The organism is Pantoea sp. MQR6, assembly GCF_022761075.1.
Taxonomy (GTDB): domain Bacteria; phylum Pseudomonadota; class Gammaproteobacteria; order Enterobacterales; family Enterobacteriaceae; genus Pantoea; species Pantoea phytostimulans.
This window is the reverse complement of record NZ_JAKYXB010000002.1, coordinates 124,898-143,890: the sequence shown is the minus strand read 5'-3', so window position 1 is coordinate 143,890 and position 18,993 is coordinate 124,898. Positions and strand designations below refer to the sequence as shown.

Here is an 18,993-nt window from a genome sequence, read left to right as displayed (position 1 = left end):
ATGCGTCGCATTTTATCAGTTTTGCTGGAAAACGAATCCGGCGCATTGTCTCGCGTTGTCGGCTTGTTTTCACAACGCGGCTACAACATTGAAAGCCTTACCGTTGCGCCAACCGATGATCCGACACTCTCGCGTATGACGATCCAAACGGTTGGCGATCAAAAAGTATTGGAGCAGATCGAGAAGCAACTGCACAAACTGGTTGATGTATTGCGCGTAACCGAATTGGGGCAGGGTGCCTACGTTGAACGTGAAATCATGTTGGTGAAGATCCAAGCCAGCGGATATGGACGTGAAGAAGTTAAACGTAATGCCGAAATCTTCCGTGGTCAGATTATCGATGTGACGCCAACGCTTTACACGGTTCAGCTTGCAGGCACCAGCGACAAGCTGGATGCTTTTTTGAATACCGTGCGTGATGTAGCGGAAATTGTTGAAGTTGCACGTTCGGGCATCGTTGGTGTCTCACGTGGCGATCGCATCATGCGGTAATAACGTAGCGGAATCAAACAACTGTGTGCTAACCCGGCGAAATGCCGGGTTTTTTTATTTTTTATGCGCTATGCCGCCTACCGTCATAAAAGCGGTTGCCCCACACACTTTTCTGCTGTTAGATGTGATAAATGAGTTGTCCTTAGCGTAACTGCGGCTATTTACGCTGCAGAAGCGTGCTTGATTGTGGGGTTATCGTGAAACTGGATGAAATTGCGCGCCTGGCAGGCGTGTCGCGCACCACGGCCAGTTACGTCATTAATGGCAAAGCGCGGCAGTATCGTGTCAGCGACAAAACCGTCGAGAAAGTCATGGCGGTGGTGCGTGAACATAATTATCACCCCAATGCGGTGGCCGCAGGGCTACGTGCGGGGCGCACGCGTTCGATTGGTTTAGTTATTCCTGATTTGGAAAACACCAGTTATACGCGTATCGCTAATTATCTTGAACGGCAAGCACGTCAGCGTGGATATCAGCTGTTGATCGCCTGTTCGGAAGATCAGCCCGATAATGAAATGCGCTGCATTGAGCATCTGCTGCAACGCCAGGTTGATGCCATCATCGTTTCAACCTCTTTGCCACCCGAGCATCCTTTTTATCAACGCTGGATCCACGATTCGCTGCCGATTATTGCATTGGACCGTGCGCTTGATCGTGAGCATTTTACCAGCGTGGTGGGTGCAGATCAGGACGATGCCTTTATGCTGGCGGCTGAATTGCGTCAGCTTGAAGTAAAAAACGTGCTGTTCTTGGGCGCTTTGCCAGAGCTTTCAGTGAGTTTTCTGCGAGAAACGGGTTTCCGTGATGCATGGAAAGAGGATGATCGACCCATCGATTACCTTTATTGCAACAGCTTTGAACGTACCGCTGCCGCGGCAATGTTTGAAAAATATCTCGAAGACCATGCGATGCCAGAAGCACTTTTCACCACCTCATTTGGTTTACTGCAAGGTGTGATGGATGTGGTGCTGAAACGTGACGGACGTTTACCAACTGAGCTGGCTATTGCGACTTTTGGCGACCACGAATTACTGGACTTTTTAGAGTGTCCGGTTTTAGCGGTAGGTCAGCGACATCGTGATGTTGCGGAGCGAGTACTTGAACTGGTTCTTGCCTCACTGGATGAGCCAAGAAAGCCCAAACCAGGACTTACGCGTATTCGCCGTAATTTATTCCGACGCGGACAATTAAGCCGCAAATCAAAATAAACGCGGGGCGGCAATTATGCTGCCCCCAATAATTACCGTGGTAATTAATTCAGCTTAAAAAATCGCCAAGGCGTAAAAAAGAGTAAATTCTGCACACGTTAACTAACACATTATTGGAGAGGTATTTCTTTATTTGTTTAGATCTTCATCATTCAGCCAAGCCACGCCCCGCCTGATGCGCTAACTCATCCTTTAGGAAATCCCCTAAAATGCCGCCGCTGTCTCAGAATCCACGATAAATATGCCGTCTTAATAATTGTTCTATTTTCCACCGCTTTTTTTACGTGCTTCAATTTTATTCAGTTATTCATCAAGTTAATTTCCATTTTGATTTTTTTAGCAGAGTTGATGCTCTGTAATTCAATTTTAGTCAGCATGAAATAGTGATATTCACTTACCGCTCCGGCTTGACAAGGATTTCATCGGGTCCTTAAACTCGTTTCGTGGTAAAAAGTGGGATAAAGTGGCGGAAATGGGTAACTGAGGAGAAAGGCTGGCATGTTCCGTGGAGCAACGTTAGTCAATCTTGACAGCAAAGGACGACTGGCCGTACCAATGCGCTATCGCGATTTGTTGAACAGTGAGTCTCAAGGTCAAATGGTTTGCACCATCGATCTTCATCAGCCCTGCCTGTTGCTTTATACCTTGCCTGAATGGGAAATCATTGAAAAGAAGCTTGCTCGCTTATCCAGTATGAACCCGCTTGAGCGCCGCGTGCAGCGCTTGCTGTTGGGGCATGCCAGTGAGTGTCAGATGGACAATGCAGGCCGCTTGCTGCTGGCGAACACGCTTCGTCAGCATGCCAAATTATCAAAAGAAGTGATGCTGGTTGGACAGTTCAATAAGTTTGAGCTGTGGGATGAACAGACCTGGTATCAACAAGTTAAGGACGATATTGACGCAGAACAGTCGGCTCAGGAACCTTTATCTGATCGATTGCAGGACTTGTCGCTATAGCTATGCAGGAAAATTTTAAACATACCACCGTGCTGTTGGATGAGGCTGTTAACGGCCTCAACATCAAGGAAGACGGGATCTACATCGACGGCACTTTTGGTCGTGGCGGTCATTCACGCTTAATTCTTTCGCAACTTGGTGCGAACGGGAAGCTCATCGCCATCGATCGTGACCCGCAAGCTATTGCCGCGGCCGCTGAGATTGATGATCCACGTTTTACAATTATTCATGGCCCTTTTTCTGCGCTGGCAGAATATGTCAACGAGCGTGATCTGGTTGGCAAGATCGACGGCATTTTGCTGGATCTTGGCGTCTCTTCTCCGCAGTTAGATGACGCTGAGCGTGGCTTCTCTTTCATGCGTGATGGGCCGCTCGATATGCGTATGGATCCCACGCGAGGACATTCTGCCGCGGATTGGCTGCTCCATGCTGATGAAGCTGATATCGCTTTTGTGCTGAAAACTTACGGTGAAGAACGTTTTGCTAAGCGCATTGCACGTGCCATTGTCGAGCGCAATCGTGAACAGCCAATGACGCGTACAAAAGAATTGGCTGACGTTATCGCAGCGGCAACGCCGATAAAAGACAAGTTTAAACATCCTGCGACACGCAGTTTCCAGGCGATTCGTATCTGGATTAACAGTGAACTGGAAGAGATCGACATCGCGTTGAAAGGGGCCGTTGAGGTGCTGGCAACTGAAGGTCGCTTATCCGTTATCAGTTTTCACTCGTTAGAAGATCGCTTGGTTAAACGTTTTATGCGCGATCAAAGTCGTGGTCCGCAAGTTCCACCTGGAATCCCGATGACTGAGTACCAGTTAAGAGAGTTAGGTGGACGAGAACTGAAACTGCACGGCAAGTTGGTGCCGGGCGATCGTGAAGTATCAGAAAACCCACGCGCGCGCAGTTCGGTGTTGCGTATTGCGGAGAGAACGTAAGCATGATCGGCAATGAGCGCCACAGCCTGCCCGGCGTCATTGGCGGCGATCTGCTGCGTAAGGGCAAAGTTCCGGTATTGCTGTTAATCGCCGTGATGGTTTCAGCGGTATTCGTTGTCACCACAACGCATAAAACGCGTTTGTTAACGGCACAGCGTGAACAGTTAGTACTGGAACGTGATGCGCTTGATATTGAATGGCGCAACCTGATTTTGGAAGAAAACGCCTTGGGCGATCACAGCAGGGTAGAGCGGATCGCGACCGAGAAGCTGCAGCTGCAGCATGTTGATCCTTCACAAGAAAATATTGTGGTGCAGAAATAAGGACCTCAAACAGCGAATGAGCGGCGCAGGCAGAACGCTGAAGTTGAAGAAACCGGAAGATAAAGCCAGCTTTGTAAGCTGGCGTTTTGCGTTGCTGTGCGGCTGTATTTTGCTGGCATTAGGCGGCCTTCTCTCCCGTGTCGCCTGGTTACAGGTTATTAACCCAGACAAACTGGTTAAAGAGGGCGATTTGCGCTCGCTGCGCGTGCAGGCGGTGCCGACGGCACGTGGCATGATCAGCGATCGCGCAGGACGCCCATTGGCGGTTAGTGTACCGGTCAATGCTATTTGGGCCGATCCTAAAGAGCTGCACGATGGCGGTGGCGTGACATTAGACAGCCGCTGGAAAGCGCTGTCTGATGCGCTCTCCATTCCTCTTGATCAGCTCGCCGCTCGCGTCAACGCCAATCCAAAAGGACGTTTTGTCTATCTGGCGCGCCAGGTCAATCCGGCTATTGGTGAATACGTTAAAAAACTTAAGCTTCCCGGTATTCATCTCCGCGAAGAGTCTCGTCGTTATTACCCGGCAGGGCAGGTGACATCCCATCTAATCGGCTTCACCAACATTGATGGTCAAGGCATTGAAGGGGTCGAGAAGAGCTTTGATAAATGGCTTACCGGTGCGCCAGGCGAACGTACGGTACGTAAAGATCGCTTTGGCCGCGTAATTGAAGATATCTCTTCAGTAGACAGCCGTGCCGCACATAACCTGACACTAAGCATTGATGAGCGTTTACAAGCGCTGGTTTACCGTGAATTGAATAACGCGGTTGCCTTCAACAAAGCGGAGTCTGGAACCGCCGTGCTGGTTGATGTCAGCACCGGTGAAGTGTTAGCGATGGCAAACAGCCCAGCTTACAACCCGAATAATCTCAGCAATACGCCCAAAGAGATGATGCGTAACCGCGCTATCACAGACATTTTTGAGCCAGGCTCCACGGTGAAACCGATGGTGGTAATGACGGCGCTGCAACGCAACGTGGTCAAAGAAAACAGCGTATTGAATACCGTGCCTTATCGTGTAAATGGTCATGAGATCAAAGATGTGGCGCGTTATAACGAATTGACCCTGACAGGGGTTTTGCAGAAGTCGAGTAACGTCGGTGTTTCACGTTTGGCGTTAGCGATGCCCTCCTCAGCGCTCGTAGATACTTACGCACGCTTTGGACTGGGTAAACCGACCAATTTGGGGCTGGTCGGGGAAAGTAGTGGCTTATACCCTCAAAAACAACGGTGGTCTGACATAGAGAGGGCCACCTTCTCTTTCGGCTACGGGCTAATGGTAACGCCGTTACAGTTAGCGCGAGTCTATGCAACGATTGGCAGCTACGGCATTAATCGCCCGCTGTCGATCACCAAGGTTGATCCACCGGTTGCCGGTGAACGCGTTTTCGATGAGTCACTGGTGAAAACCGTGGTGCATATGATGGAAAGCGTCGCGCTGCCGGGTGGAGGTGGTGTTAAAGCCGCCATCAAGGGATACCGCATCGCGATCAAAACGGGTACGGCAAAAAAAGTCGGACCGGATGGGCGCTACGTCAATAAATACATTGCTTACACTGCAGGCGTTGCGCCTGCCAGTCACCCTCGTTTTGCGCTGGTGGTGGTGATCAACGATCCCCAGGCCGGCAAATATTATGGCGGTGCGGTTTCCGCGCCGGTGTTTGGTGCCATCATGGGCGGCGTTTTACGCACCATGAACATCGAGCCGGATGCGTTGCCGGTCAATGACAAGAACGAGTTAGTGACTAACAGAAGTGAGGAATCAAGTGACAGATCGTAACCTGCGCGACTTACTTGGCCCATGGGTGCCAGACGCGCCGGCACGTCAGCTTCGTGACATGACGCTGGATAGCCGCATTGCGGCATCGGGCGATCTGTTTGTGGCTGTTGCAGGCCACCACGCCGATGGACGGCGTTTTATTCCGCAGGCTATTGCTCAAGGCGTTTCGGCTGTGATTGCTGAAGCAGAAGGCGAGGCCATTGACGGCGAAATTCGTGAAATGCACGGCGTACCGGTGATTTATCTGGCGCAACTGCATCAACGTTTATCTGCTTTAGCCGGGCGCTTCTATCAACAGCCCGGTGAAAAACAGCAGTTGGTTGGTGTTACTGGCACCAACGGTAAAACCACTACCACGCAGCTTTTAGCGCAGTGGGCGAAACTCTTAGGTGAAACCAGTGCGGTAATGGGCACGGTCGGCAACGGCCTTTTCGGTCAACTCGTGCCCACTGAAAATACCACCGGATCTGCAGTCGATGTACAACATATCCTGCATGATCTTACCGCGAAGGGTGCCACCCTGACGGCGATGGAAATTTCCTCACACGGCTTGGTGCAGCACCGCGTGGCGGCTTTGCCTTTTGCCGCTGCAGTATTCACCAATCTCAGCCGTGACCACCTCGATTATCATGGCGATATGCAGAGCTACGAATCTGCGAAATGGCTTTTGTTCTCTGAGCATCAGGTAGGCGAAGCGATTCTGAACGCTGATGATGAGGTAGGCCGCCGTTGGTTGGCCAACCTTCCTGATGCCGTAGCGGTCACCATGGAAAATAACCTGCTGCCAGGCTGCCATGGCCGTTGGTTGAAGGCTGACAATGTGACCTATCACGATGATGGTGCGCATATCCGCTTCAGCTCGAGTTGGGGCGAAGGTGAAATCAATAGCCGCCTGATGGGTGCCTTCAACGTCAGCAACCTATTGCTGGCGCTGGCGACATTGTTGGCGCTCGATTATTCACTGGATGAGTTAGTGCGCGTTGCGCCGCAACTGCAGCCGGTAAATGGTCGTATGGAAGTCTTTAGCGCCGCAGGCAAGCCGACTGTCGTCGTCGATTATGCCCACACGCCAGACGCGCTGGAAAAAGCGCTGGAAGCGGCGCGTCTGCACTGCAAAGGTCAGCTTTGGTGCCTGTTTGGCTGTGGTGGCGATCGCGACAAAGGCAAACGCCCACTGATGGGCGCGATTGCTGAGCAATATGCGGATGTCGTGGTGATCACTGATGACAATCCTCGTAGCGAAGATCCACAAGCCATTGTGAAGGATATTTTAGCCGGCCTGCTGGATCCAACGCGTGCACGCGTGGTTGCAGGTCGTGCACAAGCCGTGACCAATACCATCATGCAGGCTCAGCCAGACGACATCGTGTTGGTGGCGGGTAAAGGGCATGAAGATTATCAAATCGTTGGCAATCGCCGCCTTGATTACTCTGATCGCGCGACTGTTGCGGCTTTATTAGGAGGCGCGGCATGATCCCGGTTTCCTTAAGCACTTTGGCAGAGATCACGGGTGGTACGCTCTATGGCAGCGATTTAACGCTGAATGAGGTGACCACCGATACCCGCAAAGTCACGGCAGGCTGTCTGTTTATTGCCATCGTCGGCGAACGCTTTGATGCGCATGATTTTGTCGGTGAGGCAATTGCTAGCGGCGCGCTGGCTTTATTGGTGAGCAAACATTTACCCGTCGCTGTACCGCAAGTGGTGGTTGATGACACACGTTTGGCGTTTGGCAAGTTAGCCGCGTGGGTGCGTCAACAGGCGAAAGCGCGCGTTGTCGCGTTAACCGGCTCTTCCGGTAAAACCTCAGTCAAAGAGATGACCGCGGCTATTTTGCGTCAGTGCGGTGAAACACTTTATACCGCAGGCAATCTGAATAATGATTTCGGCGTGCCGATGACGCTGCTGCGCCTGACCGCTGAACATCAATATGCGGTGATTGAATTAGGTGCTAACCATCAGGGTGAGATTGCTTACACTACCGAGCTGGTTCGCCCTGAAACGGCTTTGGTCAATAACCTTGCCGCTGCGCATCTCGAAGGCTTTGGATCTTTGGATGGGGTCGCTAAAGCCAAAGGTGAAATTTTCTTAGGCTTACCTGCCCACGGTACCGCCATTCTCAATGCCGACAGCAACGACTGGCCGCACTGGCAACAACACCTGCACGGTAAAACGGTTTGGCGTTTTTCGCCTCAAGCCAAAGAGTGTGATTTCTCTGCCAGCGATATCACTGTAGGGCAAGATGGCACGCACTTCACTATGCATACGCCGCGTGGCAATATCGCCATCACGCTGCCGCTGCCTGGCCGCCACAATATTGCTAACGCGCTGGCAGCCGCTGCGCTGACTCTTTCAGTCGATGCGCCGCTAAGCGCAATTCAGCTCGGCCTTAAAACACTTCAGTCTGTTCCTGGACGCCTGTTCCCGATCCGCTTATCACCAAGCAAGTTATTGCTGGATGACAGCTACAACGCGAACGTCGGCTCAATGACTGCTGCTGCGCAGGTACTGGGTGAAATGCCGGGTTATCGCGTGATGGTGGTGGGTGATATGGCGGAACTGGGTCATGAAGCAGAACAGTGCCACCGTGAAGTCGGACATGCGGCTAAAGCTGCCGGAATTGACCGTGTATTAAGCACCGGAAAAATCAGTCACCTCATTAGTGAAAGCAGCGAAGTTGGCGAACATTTCAGCGATAAAGCCGCGTTGACTGAACGTTTACGCTCGCTGTTGTCCGAACACACAGAAATTACGGTCTTGATTAAAGGTTCGCGTAGTGCCGCCATGGAGCAGGTAGTACAGAGCTTACAGGAGAAAGGAACATGTTAGTTTGGCTGGCCGAGCATTTGGTCGCATTTTATTCCGGCTTTAACGTCTTTTCGTACTTGACGTTTCGCGCCATTGTCAGCCTGCTGACCGCCTTGTTTATCTCTCTTTATATGGGGCCGCGTCTGATTGCCTGGCTACAAAAATTGCAGATTGGTCAGGTCGTTCGCAACGATGGTCCTGAGTCGCATTTCAGCAAGCGCGGCACGCCCACCATGGGCGGGATCATGATCCTTACGTCCATCACTATTTCAGTGTTGATGTGGGCGTATCCATCCAATCCTTATGTCTGGTGCGTATTGGTGGTGCTGGTAGGGTTCGGCGTCATCGGCTTTGTTGATGATTACCGCAAAGTGGTACGCAAAGATACTAAAGGCCTGATTGCTCGCTGGAAGTATTTTTGGATGTCGGTGATCTCACTGGGCGTCGCCTTCGCCCTGTTTTTGGCGGGTAAAGATACGCCAGCGACGCAACTAGTGGTGCCGTTCTTCAAAGACATCATGCCGCAGTTGGGCTTGTTTTATATCCTGCTGGCGTATTTCGTGATTGTCGGAACCGGCAATGCAGTGAATTTAACCGATGGTCTGGATGGCCTGGCGATTATGCCAACCGTCTTTGTTGCTGCCGGTTTCGCGTTGGTAGCCTGGGCGACCGGTAACGTGAAGTTTGCTGAGTATTTGCATATTCCTTATCTTCGCCACGCAGGCGAACTGGTGATTGTCTGCACTGCGATTGTCGGCGCTGGGTTGGGCTTTTTATGGTTCAACACTTATCCGGCACAGGTCTTTATGGGCGATGTCGGTTCACTGGCTTTGGGCGGTGCGCTGGGCACGATTGCGGTGCTGCTGCGTCAGGAGTTCTTGCTGGTGATCATGGGCGGCGTGTTTGTGGTTGAAACGCTGTCGGTAATTCTGCAGGTGGGATCGTTCAAGCTGCGCGGCCAGCGTATTTTTCGCATGGCGCCGATCCATCATCACTATGAATTGAAAGGGTGGCCGGAGCCGCGCGTTATCGTGCGCTTCTGGATTATTTCGCTGATGCTGGTGCTGATTGGCCTGGCCACGCTGAAGGTACGTTAATTATGGCTGACTATCGGGGCAGGAAAGTCGTCATTATCGGGTTAGGCCTGACCGGGCTTTCTTGTGTTGATTTCTTTTTAACGCAGGGCGTTACACCGCGCGTGATGGATACCCGTATATCGCCGCCCGGCCTCAACCAGCTTCCAGCACAGGTCGAGCGCTATGTCGGCGGCATCAATATTGATTGGCTGCTCGCGGCCGATCTGATTGTTGCCAGCCCCGGTATTGCATTGGCGCATCCTGCTTTAAGCGAAGCTGCTGATGCGGGTATCGAAATCGTGGGTGACATTGAACTGTTCTGCCGAGAAGCGCAGGCACCTATTGTGGCGATCACCGGTTCTAACGGCAAAAGTACCGTCACTACGCTGGTCGGTGAAATGGCGAAAGCCGCTGGTTGGCAGGTTGGCGTTGGCGGCAATATCGGTTTGCCTGCGCTGAGTTTGTTGAAATCACCTGCACAACTTTATGTGCTGGAACTCTCCAGCTTCCAGCTGGAAACCACGCACAGCCTGAAAGCGGCAGCCGCAACCATTCTCAACGTGACGGAAGATCATATGGATCGTTATCCGTTGGGCATGCAGCAATACCGCGCCGCCAAGCTGCGTATCTATGAGAATGCGCAGGTATGTGTGGTGAATGCAGATGATGGATTAACCATGCCGGTGCGCGGTGCAGATACACGCTGCGTCAGTTTTGGTATCGATATTGGGGATTATCACCTGAACAAGCAGCAGGGCAGCATCTGGTTGCGGGTGAAAGGCGAAAAAGTACTGAATACCGATGAAATGAAACTGGTGGGTCAGCATAACTACACCAACGCGCTGGCTGCACTGGCGCTGGCGGATGCCGTAGGTCTACCACGCGCCACCAGCCTGGCGGCTCTGACCGCTTATAGCGGGTTAGCGCATCGCTTCCAGCTAGTGCATGAACATAACGGCGTACGCTGGATTAACGATTCTAAAGCCACCAACGTTGGTAGCACCGAAGCGGCGTTGAAAGGGTTGATAGTGACCGGGCGCTTGTGGCTGTTGCTGGGCGGTGATGGCAAGTCGGCAGATTTCACGCCGCTGGCACATTATCTACAAGGCGACAATTTGCGGCTGTTCTGCTTTGGTCGCGATGGCGATGCGTTAGCCGCGTTGCGCCCTGACGTGTCGGTACGCACTGAAACCATGCAGCAGGCGATGACGCAAATTGCTGCGCAGGTTCAGCCTGGTGACATGGTGCTGCTATCGCCAGCATGCGCCAGCCTCGATCAGTTTCGCAACTTTGAGCAACGCGGTGACGCGTTTGCACAACTGGCGAAGGAGCTGAGCTGATGAATATTCCAGGCGCAGGTTTGGCCAGTTACTTCTCAAGCCGCTTGAAAGATTGGGTGATGGGATCGCGCGAAAGCGACGACACTTCGCTGGTGTTGTATGACCGTACCTTGCTGTGGCTGACTTTTGGTTTGGCGGTTATCGGCTTTGTCATGGTGACATCGGCATCAATGCCGGTGGGCCAGCGCCTCAATGAAGACCCGTTTTACTTCGCAAAGCGCGACGCCTTTTACATCTTATTGGCTTTGGGTATCGCCTTGGTGACGTTGCGCGTGCCGATGGATTTTTGGCAGCGCTACAGCAACATCATGTTAATGACATCAGTAGCGATGCTGTTGATCGTATTAGTCGTCGGTAGCTCGGTAAACGGTGCATCGCGCTGGATTGCGTTAGGCCCGCTGCGTATTCAGCCAGCTGAGTTATCTAAGTTGACGCTGTTCTGCTACCTCGCCAGCTATCTGGTGCGAAAAGTTGAAGAAGTACGTAACAACTTTTGGGGTTTCTGTAAGCCGATGGGCGTGATGGTGATTTTGGCCGTCTTGCTTTTGGCGCAGCCTGACCTCGGAACGGTGGTTGTATTGTTTGTAACGACGCTGGCAATGCTGTTTCTGGCGGGAGCCAAACTGTGGCAGTTCCTGGCGATTATCGGTTCCGGCATTTTCGCCGTGGTGCTGTTGGTCATTGCCGAACCTTACCGTATGCGGCGTGTGACCTCTTTCTGGGATCCGTGGGAAGATCCGTTCGGTAGCGGATACCAGTTAACCCAGTCGCTGATGGCATTTGGTCGCGGTGAGTTCTGGGGGCAAGGCTTGGGAAATTCAGTGCAAAAACTGGAGTATTTGCCCGAAGCCCATACCGACTTTATTTTCTCGATTATCGGTGAAGAACTCGGCTACATCGGTGTGGTTTTAGCATTGTTAATGGTATTCTTCGTCGCTTTTCGCGCAATGTCGATTGGACGCCGCGCTCTGGAGCTTGATCAACGCTTTTCCGGCTTTTTAGCCTGTTCAATTGGCGTGTGGTTTAGCTTTCAGGCTTTGGTAAATGTCGGTGCTGCAGCGGGCATGTTGCCTACCAAAGGCTTGACCTTACCGCTGATCAGTTACGGCGGCTCCAGTTTGATCATCATGTCAACGGCCATCGTCTTCTTGTTGCGCATAGATTATGAAACGCGTCTGGCGAAAGCGCAGGCGTTTACCCGAGGTGGTCGATGAGTGGTAAACGATTGATGGTTATGGCAGGCGGGACTGGCGGGCATGTATTCCCCGGTCTGGCTGTCGCCCATCATCTGATGGAGCAGGGTTGGCAGGTGCGTTGGTTAGGTACTGCGGATCGCATGGAAGCCGATTTAGTGCCGAAGCATGGCATCGAAATTGATTTTATCCAGATTAGCGGATTGCGTGGTAAGGGCATTAAAGCTCAGTTGCTGGCACCCATGCGTATTTTCAATGCATGGCGCCAGGCGCGGGCCATTATTAAAGCCTGGCAGCCGGATGTGGTACTCGGGATGGGCGGTTACGTCTCTGGGCCTGGCGGTTTAGCGGCGTGGAGTTGCGGAATCCCGGTGGTATTGCATGAGCAAAATGGCATCGCTGGATTGACCAATAAATGGTTGGCAAAAATCGCCACCAAAGTGATGCAGGCTTTTCCGGGTGCATTCCCTAAAGCGGACGTGGTGGGGAATCCGGTGCGCACCGATGTATTGGCTTTGCCTTTACCGATTGCACGTTTAGCCAATCGTAACGGCCCGATTCGCGTTTTAGTGATTGGTGGCAGTCAGGGCGCACGTATTTTGAACCAGACAATGCCAGAAGTGGCTGCCGAACTGGGCGAGCAGATTACAATTTGGCATCAAACCGGTAAAGGTGGTTTGCCTGACGTACAACAAGCCTACGTAAAAGTGGGGCAAACGCAGCACAAGGTCACCGAGTTTATTGATGATATGGCTGCCGCCTATGCGTGGGCTGATGTGGTGGTCTGTCGTTCTGGTGCTTTAACCGTTAGCGAAATAGCAGCGGCAGGATTGCCCGCCATCTTTGTGCCGTTTCAGCATAAAGATCGCCAGCAATACTGGAACGCGTTACCGCTAGAAAAAGCGGGCGCGGCGAAAATTTTTGAGCAGCCGCAATTTACTGCGGATGCTGTAGCGGACACGCTGCGCCACTGGGATCGCCAAACATTGCTGACGATGGCTGAAAAAGCGCGTCAGGTGGCGATTCCCGATGCGACCGATCGGGTCGCGCGTGAAGTGGCTAGCGCCGCAAAGTAATGAATCCGGTCAGCCCGGCTGACCTGTGCTCATGCTGAGCACAAACTGAAATAGCAGGTAATTGAGAGCGATGAATACACAACAATTGGCAAAACTGCGTTCTATAGTGCCCGAGATGCGTCGTGTCCGGCACATCCATTTTGTCGGCATCGGCGGTGCTGGCATGGGCGGTATTGCCGAAGTGTTAGCAAATGAAGGCTACCATATCAGCGGTTCTGATCTGGCGCCGAACCCGGTTACGCAGAATCTGGCTGCGCTGGGTGCAACCATCTATTTTAATCATCGCCCGGAAAACGTGACTGATGCCAGCGTCGTCGTGGTCTCCAGCGCGGTATCTCAGGATAATCCAGAGCTGATTGCTGCCCGTGAACAGCGCATCCCCGTGATTCGCCGTGCTGAAATGCTGGCTGAACTGATGCGTTTTCGTCATGGCATTGCTGTAGCGGGTACGCACGGCAAAACCACAACCACAGCAATGGTATCAAGCATTTATGCCGAAGGCGGATTAGATCCTACTTTCGTCAATGGCGGATTAGTTAAAGCAGCAGGAACGCATGCGCGTTTGGGTAGCAGCCGTTACTTGATTGCAGAAGCAGACGAAAGCGATGCGTCGTTTTTACATCTGCAACCCATGGTTGCCATTGTGACCAATATCGAAGCCGATCATATGGATACCTATCAGGGCGACTTCGAGAATTTGAAACAAACTTTTATTAATTTTCTGCATAACCTGCCGTTTTACGGTCGTGCGGTGATGTGTATTGATGACGTCGTTATTCGTGACCTGTTACCCCGTGTAGGACGTCAAATTACGACCTACGGGTTCAGTGATGATGCTGATTTTCGCATTGAGAATTATGAACAACGTGGAGCACAAGGGCATTTCACCTTAGTACGCCAGGACAAGCCGCGCTTGCAAATCACGTTGAATGCACCGGGTCGTCATAATGCGCTCAACGCAGCCGCAGCTGTGGCGGTTGCAAGTGAAGAGGGCGTTGAAGACAACGCTATTCTGGCTGCGCTGGAAAGTTTTCAGGGTACCGGTCGTCGCTTTGATTTATTAGGCGAGTACTCCACTGAGCCGGTCAACGGACACGCGGGCAGCGCCATGCTGGTGGACGATTATGGTCATCATCCCACTGAAGTTGATGCCACGATCAAGGCTGCGCGTGCAGGCTGGCCAGATAAAAAATTGGTCATGATTTTTCAGCCACATCGTTACACGCGTACTCGCGACTTGTTCGACGATTTCGCTAACGTATTGTCACAAGTGGATGTTTTGCTCATGCTGGACGTTTATGCAGCAGGCGAAACGCCGATTCCCGGCGCTGACAGCCGTGCGCTGTGTCGGACCATTCGCGGTCGTGGCAAAGTGGATCCGATTTTAGTGCCGGATCACGATGTACTGCCGGAAATGCTGGCACCGTTGCTTTCAGGTAACGATCTGATCTTGGTACAAGGCGCAGGTAATGTGGGCAAAGTCGCACGTAAATTAGCGGACTGCAAACTGCAACCGGAACGCAAAGCGGAGGACCGTCATGGCTGAGAAAGTTGCTGTATTAATGGGGGGGACTTCAGCAGAGCGTGAAGTCTCGCTGATGTCAGGCAATGCCGTTTTAGCCGGGCTACGTGAAGCGGGCATTGATGCGCACGCTGTTGATACGCGTGATGTGTCGGTATTAAACCTGAAAGATCAGGGCTTCGCCAAAGCGTTTATTGCGCTACATGGTCGTGGTGGTGAAGACGGCACGCTGCAAGCCGTGCTGGAATTTATTGGCCTGCCTTACACCGGCAGCGGCGTGATGGCATCTGCTATCACCATGGACAAATTGCGCACCAAGCTGCTGTGGCAGGGCCGAGGTTTACCTTCAGGCCGCTTCGTCTGGCTGACCCGTCAGCAAATGGATGCAGGTCTTGACGCAGATACCCATGCGGCGATCGCGGCGTTGGGCTTGCCGGTATTTGTTAAACCAAGCTGCGAAGGATCGAGCGTCGGCATCAGTCGCGTAAACGAATTAAGCGCGCTGCCAGCAGCGTTAGAAGAAGCGTTTCGACATGACAATGATGTATTAGTTGAGGCTTTTTTAAGCGGCGGTGAATACACCGTAGGTATTGTGGGCGAGCACGTTTTGCCTTCGATACAAATAAAAGCTGCCAGCGAGTTCTATGACTATGAAGCTAAATACATTTCTGACGATACTGAATACTTCTGCCCGAGTGGTTTAAGTGCTGATCGTGAAGCAGAACTGCAGCAATTAGTGTTAGCGGCCTGGCGTGCTTTGGGCTGTAGCGGCTGGGGACGCGTGGATGTAATGGCTGATGGTGAAGGTCGTTTCCATCTATTGGAAATTAACACCTCACCAGGTATGACAAGCCACAGTCTCGTGCCAATGGCAGCGAAGCAGGCAGGAATGACCTTCTCGCAGCTGGTTGCTCGTATTGTGGAGTTGGCCGACTGATATGTCACAGGCGGCGATGAATGCACGTAACCGTGAACGTGAACCGCAAGAGCGTGTACGCTCTGGACGCAGTAACGGAGCCCGACTTTTTGGCATCATATTTTTGCTAATCGTTGTGGGCATTATGGTTTCTGGTGGGCTAGTGGTACTGAAGTGGATGAATGATTCATCACGCTTGCCGCTGTCGAAGCTGGTGGTGACCGGTCAAACGCATTACACCACCCACGATGATATTCGCCAGGCAATTTTATCACTTGGCGCGCCCGGCACGTTTATGTCGCAGGATGTGGACATCTTGCAGCAGCAAATCGAGCGACTACCGTGGATTAAGCAGGTAAGCGTGCGTAAACAGTGGCCAGATGAACTGAAGATTCATTTGACTGAGTACACGCCGGTAGCACGCTGGAATGATTTACATATGGTAGACGCGGATGGCGTCTCCTTCAGCGTACCGGCGAATCACATCGGAAAAGAAACAATGCCGATGTTGTACGGGCCAGAAGGCAGCGAAAAAGAGGTGCTGGCGGGCTACCACAGCATGGACGATGTGCTGAAAGCCCGGAAGTTTACCCTGAAGGTAGCGTCGATGACGGCGCGGCGTTCGTGGCAATTGGTTACCAGTGATGATGTGCGCATTGAACTGGGACGCAGCGACACCATGAAACGTCTGAACCGCTTTATTGAGCTCTACCCGGTGCTACTGCAGCAAGGTCAGAATGAAAGCAAACGTATCAGCTATGTCGATCTGCGATACGACTCTGGCGCTTCTGTGGGATGGACGCCGGTAGTGATGGAGCCACAGGACAGTAATCAGCAACAGAACCAGGCACAGGCTAAACAACAATGATCAAGGCAACGGACAGAAAACTGGTAGTTGGACTCGAAATTGGCACCGCAAAGGTTGCCGCCCTGGTTGGAGAAATTCTGCCCGATGGTATGGTCAATATTATTGGGGTCGGCAGTTGCCCGTCCCGCGGCATGGATAAAGGTGGCGTAAACGACCTTGAATCAGTGGTGAAATGCGTTCAGCGCGCCATTGATCAGGCTGAGTTGATGGCAGATTGCCAGATCTCCTCCGTCTATCTTGCATTATCGGGCAAACATATCAGCTGCCAGAACGAAATCGGGATGGTTCCGATTTCCGAAGAGGAAGTGACTCAGGATGATGTAGAAAATGTGGTGCATACCGCTAAATCGGTTCGCGTACGCGACGAGCATCGCATCCTGCACGTTATTCCTCAGGAATATGCTATCGATTATCAGGAAGGCATTAAAAATCCGGTCGGACTTTCTGGTGTACGTATGCAGGCAAAAGTACACCTGATTACCTGCCATAACGACATGGCAAAAAATATTGTCAAAGCCGTTGAACGTTGTGGCCTGAAAGTTGACCAATTGATTTTTGCCGGATTGGCATCCAGTTTTGCAGTATTAACTGAAGACGAACGTGAGCTAGGGGTCTGTGTTGTCGATATCGGTGGCGGTACAATGGATATCGCGGTGTACACCGGTGGCGCGTTGCGTCATACCAAAGTCATCCCTTATGCAGGGAATGTAGTGACCAGCGATATCGCCTATGCCTTTGGCACTCCGCCAACTGACGCTGAGGCGATTAAAGTCCGGCATGGTTGTGCGCTGGGTTCTATCGTAGGTAAAGATGAGAATGTTGAAGTACCCAGTGTGGGTGGTCGTCCTCCTCGCAGCCTGCAGCGCCAAACGCTGGCCGAGGTGATTGAACCGCGCTACACCGAGCTTTTGAATCTGGTCAATGACGAGATTCTGCAATTACAGGAACAATTACGTCAGCAGGGCGTGAAACATCATCTGGCAGCCGGTATTGTGTTAACAGGTGGTGCCGCGCAAATTGAAGGACTGGCGGCCTGTGCGCAACGCGTATTCCATACGCAGGTACGTATTGGTCAGCCACTGAATATCACTGGTTTGACTGACTATGCGCAGGAATCATATTACTCAACCGCAGTGGGACTGCTGCATTACGGCAAAGAGTCGCACATGAATGGCGATGCAGAGACAGAAAAACGTGCATCGGTGGGAAATTGGTTCAAGCGCATCAATAGTTGGTTGAAAAAAGAGTTTTAATTTTTGATAAAGGAGATCATGCTGGTTTTTTTAGTGATCTCCAGGCGACAGGCACATAACGGAGAGAAATCATGTTTGAACCTATGGAATTAACCAACGACGCGGTGATTAAAGTCATCGGCGTCGGCGGTGGCGGCGGCAACGCCGTAGAACACATGGTACGCGAGCGTATCGAAGGTGTAGAATTCTTCGCTGTTAACACCGACGCGCAAGCGTTGCGTAAAACAGCAGTCGGCCAGACCATCCAGATCGGTAATAACATTACCAAAGGTCTGGGCGCGGGCGCGAACCCGGAAGTGGGCCGCAACTCCGCAGAGGAAGATCGCGAAGCATTGCGTGCTGCGCTGGAAGGGGCAGACATGGTGTTTATCGCTGCCGGTATGGGCGGCGGCACCGGTACCGGTGCTGCGCCAGTTGTGGCTGAAGTGGCCAAAGATTTAGGTATCCTGACGGTTGCTGTGGTGACTAAACCCTTCAATTTTGAAGGCAAAAAGCGCATGGCATTTGCCGAGCAGGGTATTGCTGAGCTTTCAAAACATGTCGACTCACTGATTACTATTCCTAACGACAAGTTGTTGAAAGTATTAGGTCGCGGCATTTCATTGCTGGATGCTTTTGGCGCAGCAAACGATGTGTTGAAAGGCGCGGTTCAGGGTATTGCAGAACTGATTACACGTCCGGGTCTGATGAACGTCGACTTTGCTGACGTACGCACCGTCATGTCTGAAATGGGTTATGCCATGATGGGCTCAGGTGTAGCGTGTGGCGAAGATCGTGCTGAAGAAGCCGCTGAAATGGCGATTTCCAGTCCTCTGCTGGAAGATATCGACCTTTCTGGCGCTCGTGGCGTCCTGGTTAACATTACCGCTGGCTTTGACCTGCGTCTGGATGAGTTCGAAACCGTGGGTAACACCATCCGCGCCTTCGCCTCTGACAACGCAACCGTCGTGATTGGTACGTCATTAGATCCAGAAATGAATGACGAACTGCGCGTCACCGTGGTAGCAACCGGTATCGGCATGGACAAACGTCCTGAAATCACGCTGGTAACGAATAAGCCTGCCAGCCAACCGGTTATGGATCATCGCTATCAGCAGCACGGCATGTCGCCGCTGCCGCAGGAGCAAAAACCGGCTGCGAAAGTGGTTAATGACCAGACTGCGCAATCTAATAAAGAGCCTGACTACCTTGATATTCCTGCGTTTTTACGTAAGCAGGCTGATTAAGAATATCCCTATAA

The 18,993-nt window shown here is 52.1% G+C and carries 17 protein-coding genes; all 17 read left to right on the top strand.

What is annotated here, in order from left to right:
• The 17 genes from ilvN (at nucleotide 1) to ftsZ (ending at nucleotide 18,979) form a co-directional block, all read left to right on the top strand.
• Nucleotides 1-492, top strand: a complete 492-nt coding sequence (gene ilvN / locus MUG06_RS10845) for an acetolactate synthase small subunit (protein ID WP_010253849.1) — start codon at nucleotides 1-3, stop codon at nucleotides 490-492.
• Nucleotides 493-689: 197 nt separating this feature from the next.
• Complete coding sequence (gene cra / locus MUG06_RS10840; RefSeq protein WP_243078605.1) at nucleotides 690-1,700, top strand: catabolite repressor/activator; 1,011 nt, start codon at nucleotides 690-692, stop codon at nucleotides 1,698-1,700.
• A 498-nt stretch (nucleotides 1,701-2,198) separates the two neighbouring features.
• Nucleotides 2,199-2,657, top strand: a complete 459-nt coding sequence (gene mraZ / locus MUG06_RS10835) for a division/cell wall cluster transcriptional repressor MraZ (RefSeq protein WP_215847645.1) — start codon at nucleotides 2,199-2,201, stop codon at nucleotides 2,655-2,657.
• 2 nt (nucleotides 2,658-2,659) lie between these two features.
• Complete coding sequence (rsmH, locus tag MUG06_RS10830; protein ID WP_243078604.1) at nucleotides 2,660-3,595, top strand: 16S rRNA (cytosine(1402)-N(4))-methyltransferase RsmH; 936 nt, start codon at nucleotides 2,660-2,662, stop codon at nucleotides 3,593-3,595.
• 2 nt (nucleotides 3,596-3,597) lie between these two features.
• Nucleotides 3,598-3,918, top strand: a complete 321-nt coding sequence (gene ftsL / locus MUG06_RS10825; protein WP_215847643.1) for a cell division protein FtsL — start codon at nucleotides 3,598-3,600, stop codon at nucleotides 3,916-3,918.
• Nucleotides 3,919-3,934: 16 nt separating this feature from the next.
• Entirely contained in the window at nucleotides 3,935-5,701 is a 1,767-nt protein-coding gene (locus MUG06_RS10820) for a peptidoglycan glycosyltransferase FtsI (RefSeq protein WP_243078603.1), read from the top strand.
• Nucleotides 5,688-7,175 (top strand): UDP-N-acetylmuramoyl-L-alanyl-D-glutamate--2,6-diaminopimelate ligase, encoded by a 1,488-nt coding sequence (gene murE / locus MUG06_RS10815; RefSeq protein WP_243078602.1) that lies wholly within the window; start codon nucleotides 5,688-5,690, stop codon nucleotides 7,173-7,175. Before MUG06_RS10820 ends, murE begins: the two co-directional genes overlap by 14 nt.
• Nucleotides 7,172-8,530, top strand: a complete 1,359-nt coding sequence (murF, locus tag MUG06_RS10810) for a UDP-N-acetylmuramoyl-tripeptide--D-alanyl-D-alanine ligase (protein WP_243078601.1) — start codon at nucleotides 7,172-7,174, stop codon at nucleotides 8,528-8,530. The genes murE and murF overlap by 4 nt, the downstream gene beginning before the upstream one ends.
• Complete coding sequence (gene mraY, locus MUG06_RS10805) at nucleotides 8,524-9,606, top strand: phospho-N-acetylmuramoyl-pentapeptide-transferase (protein ID WP_215847641.1); 1,083 nt, start codon at nucleotides 8,524-8,526, stop codon at nucleotides 9,604-9,606. Before murF ends, mraY begins: the two co-directional genes overlap by 7 nt.
• A 2-nt stretch (nucleotides 9,607-9,608) precedes the next feature.
• The gene (gene murD, locus MUG06_RS10800) at nucleotides 9,609-10,925 is read left to right on the top strand and encodes a UDP-N-acetylmuramoyl-L-alanine--D-glutamate ligase (protein WP_243078600.1); all 1,317 of its coding nucleotides are present in this window, start codon (nucleotides 9,609-9,611) and stop codon (nucleotides 10,923-10,925) included.
• Nucleotides 10,925-12,139, top strand: coding sequence for a cell division protein FtsW (gene ftsW / locus MUG06_RS10795; protein ID WP_215847639.1), 1,215 nt, complete (start codon nucleotides 10,925-10,927; stop codon nucleotides 12,137-12,139). Before murD ends, ftsW begins: the two co-directional genes overlap by 1 nt.
• On the top strand, nucleotides 12,136-13,194 hold the full coding sequence (gene murG / locus MUG06_RS10790) for an undecaprenyldiphospho-muramoylpentapeptide beta-N-acetylglucosaminyltransferase (RefSeq protein WP_243078599.1): 1,059 nt from the start codon (nucleotides 12,136-12,138) through the stop codon (nucleotides 13,192-13,194). The genes ftsW and murG overlap by 4 nt, the downstream gene beginning before the upstream one ends.
• 70 nt (nucleotides 13,195-13,264) lie before the next feature.
• The gene (gene murC, locus MUG06_RS10785) at nucleotides 13,265-14,740 is read left to right on the top strand and encodes a UDP-N-acetylmuramate--L-alanine ligase (protein WP_215847637.1); all 1,476 of its coding nucleotides are present in this window, start codon (nucleotides 13,265-13,267) and stop codon (nucleotides 14,738-14,740) included.
• Nucleotides 14,733-15,653: a D-alanine--D-alanine ligase gene (locus tag MUG06_RS10780; RefSeq protein WP_243078598.1), complete on the top strand. Its 921-nt coding sequence runs from the start codon at nucleotides 14,733-14,735 to the stop codon at nucleotides 15,651-15,653. Before murC ends, MUG06_RS10780 begins: the two co-directional genes overlap by 8 nt.
• Nucleotide 15,654: 1 nt before the next feature.
• Nucleotides 15,655-16,500 (top strand): cell division protein FtsQ, encoded by an 846-nt coding sequence (gene ftsQ / locus MUG06_RS10775; protein WP_215847635.1) that lies wholly within the window; start codon nucleotides 15,655-15,657, stop codon nucleotides 16,498-16,500.
• Entirely contained in the window at nucleotides 16,497-17,753 is a 1,257-nt protein-coding gene (gene ftsA / locus MUG06_RS10770; protein ID WP_215847634.1) for a cell division protein FtsA, read from the top strand. The genes ftsQ and ftsA overlap by 4 nt, the downstream gene beginning before the upstream one ends.
• 71 nt (nucleotides 17,754-17,824) lie before the next feature.
• Nucleotides 17,825-18,979 carry a cell division protein FtsZ gene (gene ftsZ, locus MUG06_RS10765; RefSeq protein ID WP_215847633.1) on the top strand — a complete coding sequence of 385 codons (1,155 nt, stop codon included), beginning with the start codon at nucleotides 17,825-17,827 and terminating at the stop codon, nucleotides 18,977-18,979.
• Nucleotides 18,980-18,993: the final 14 nt, after the last annotated feature.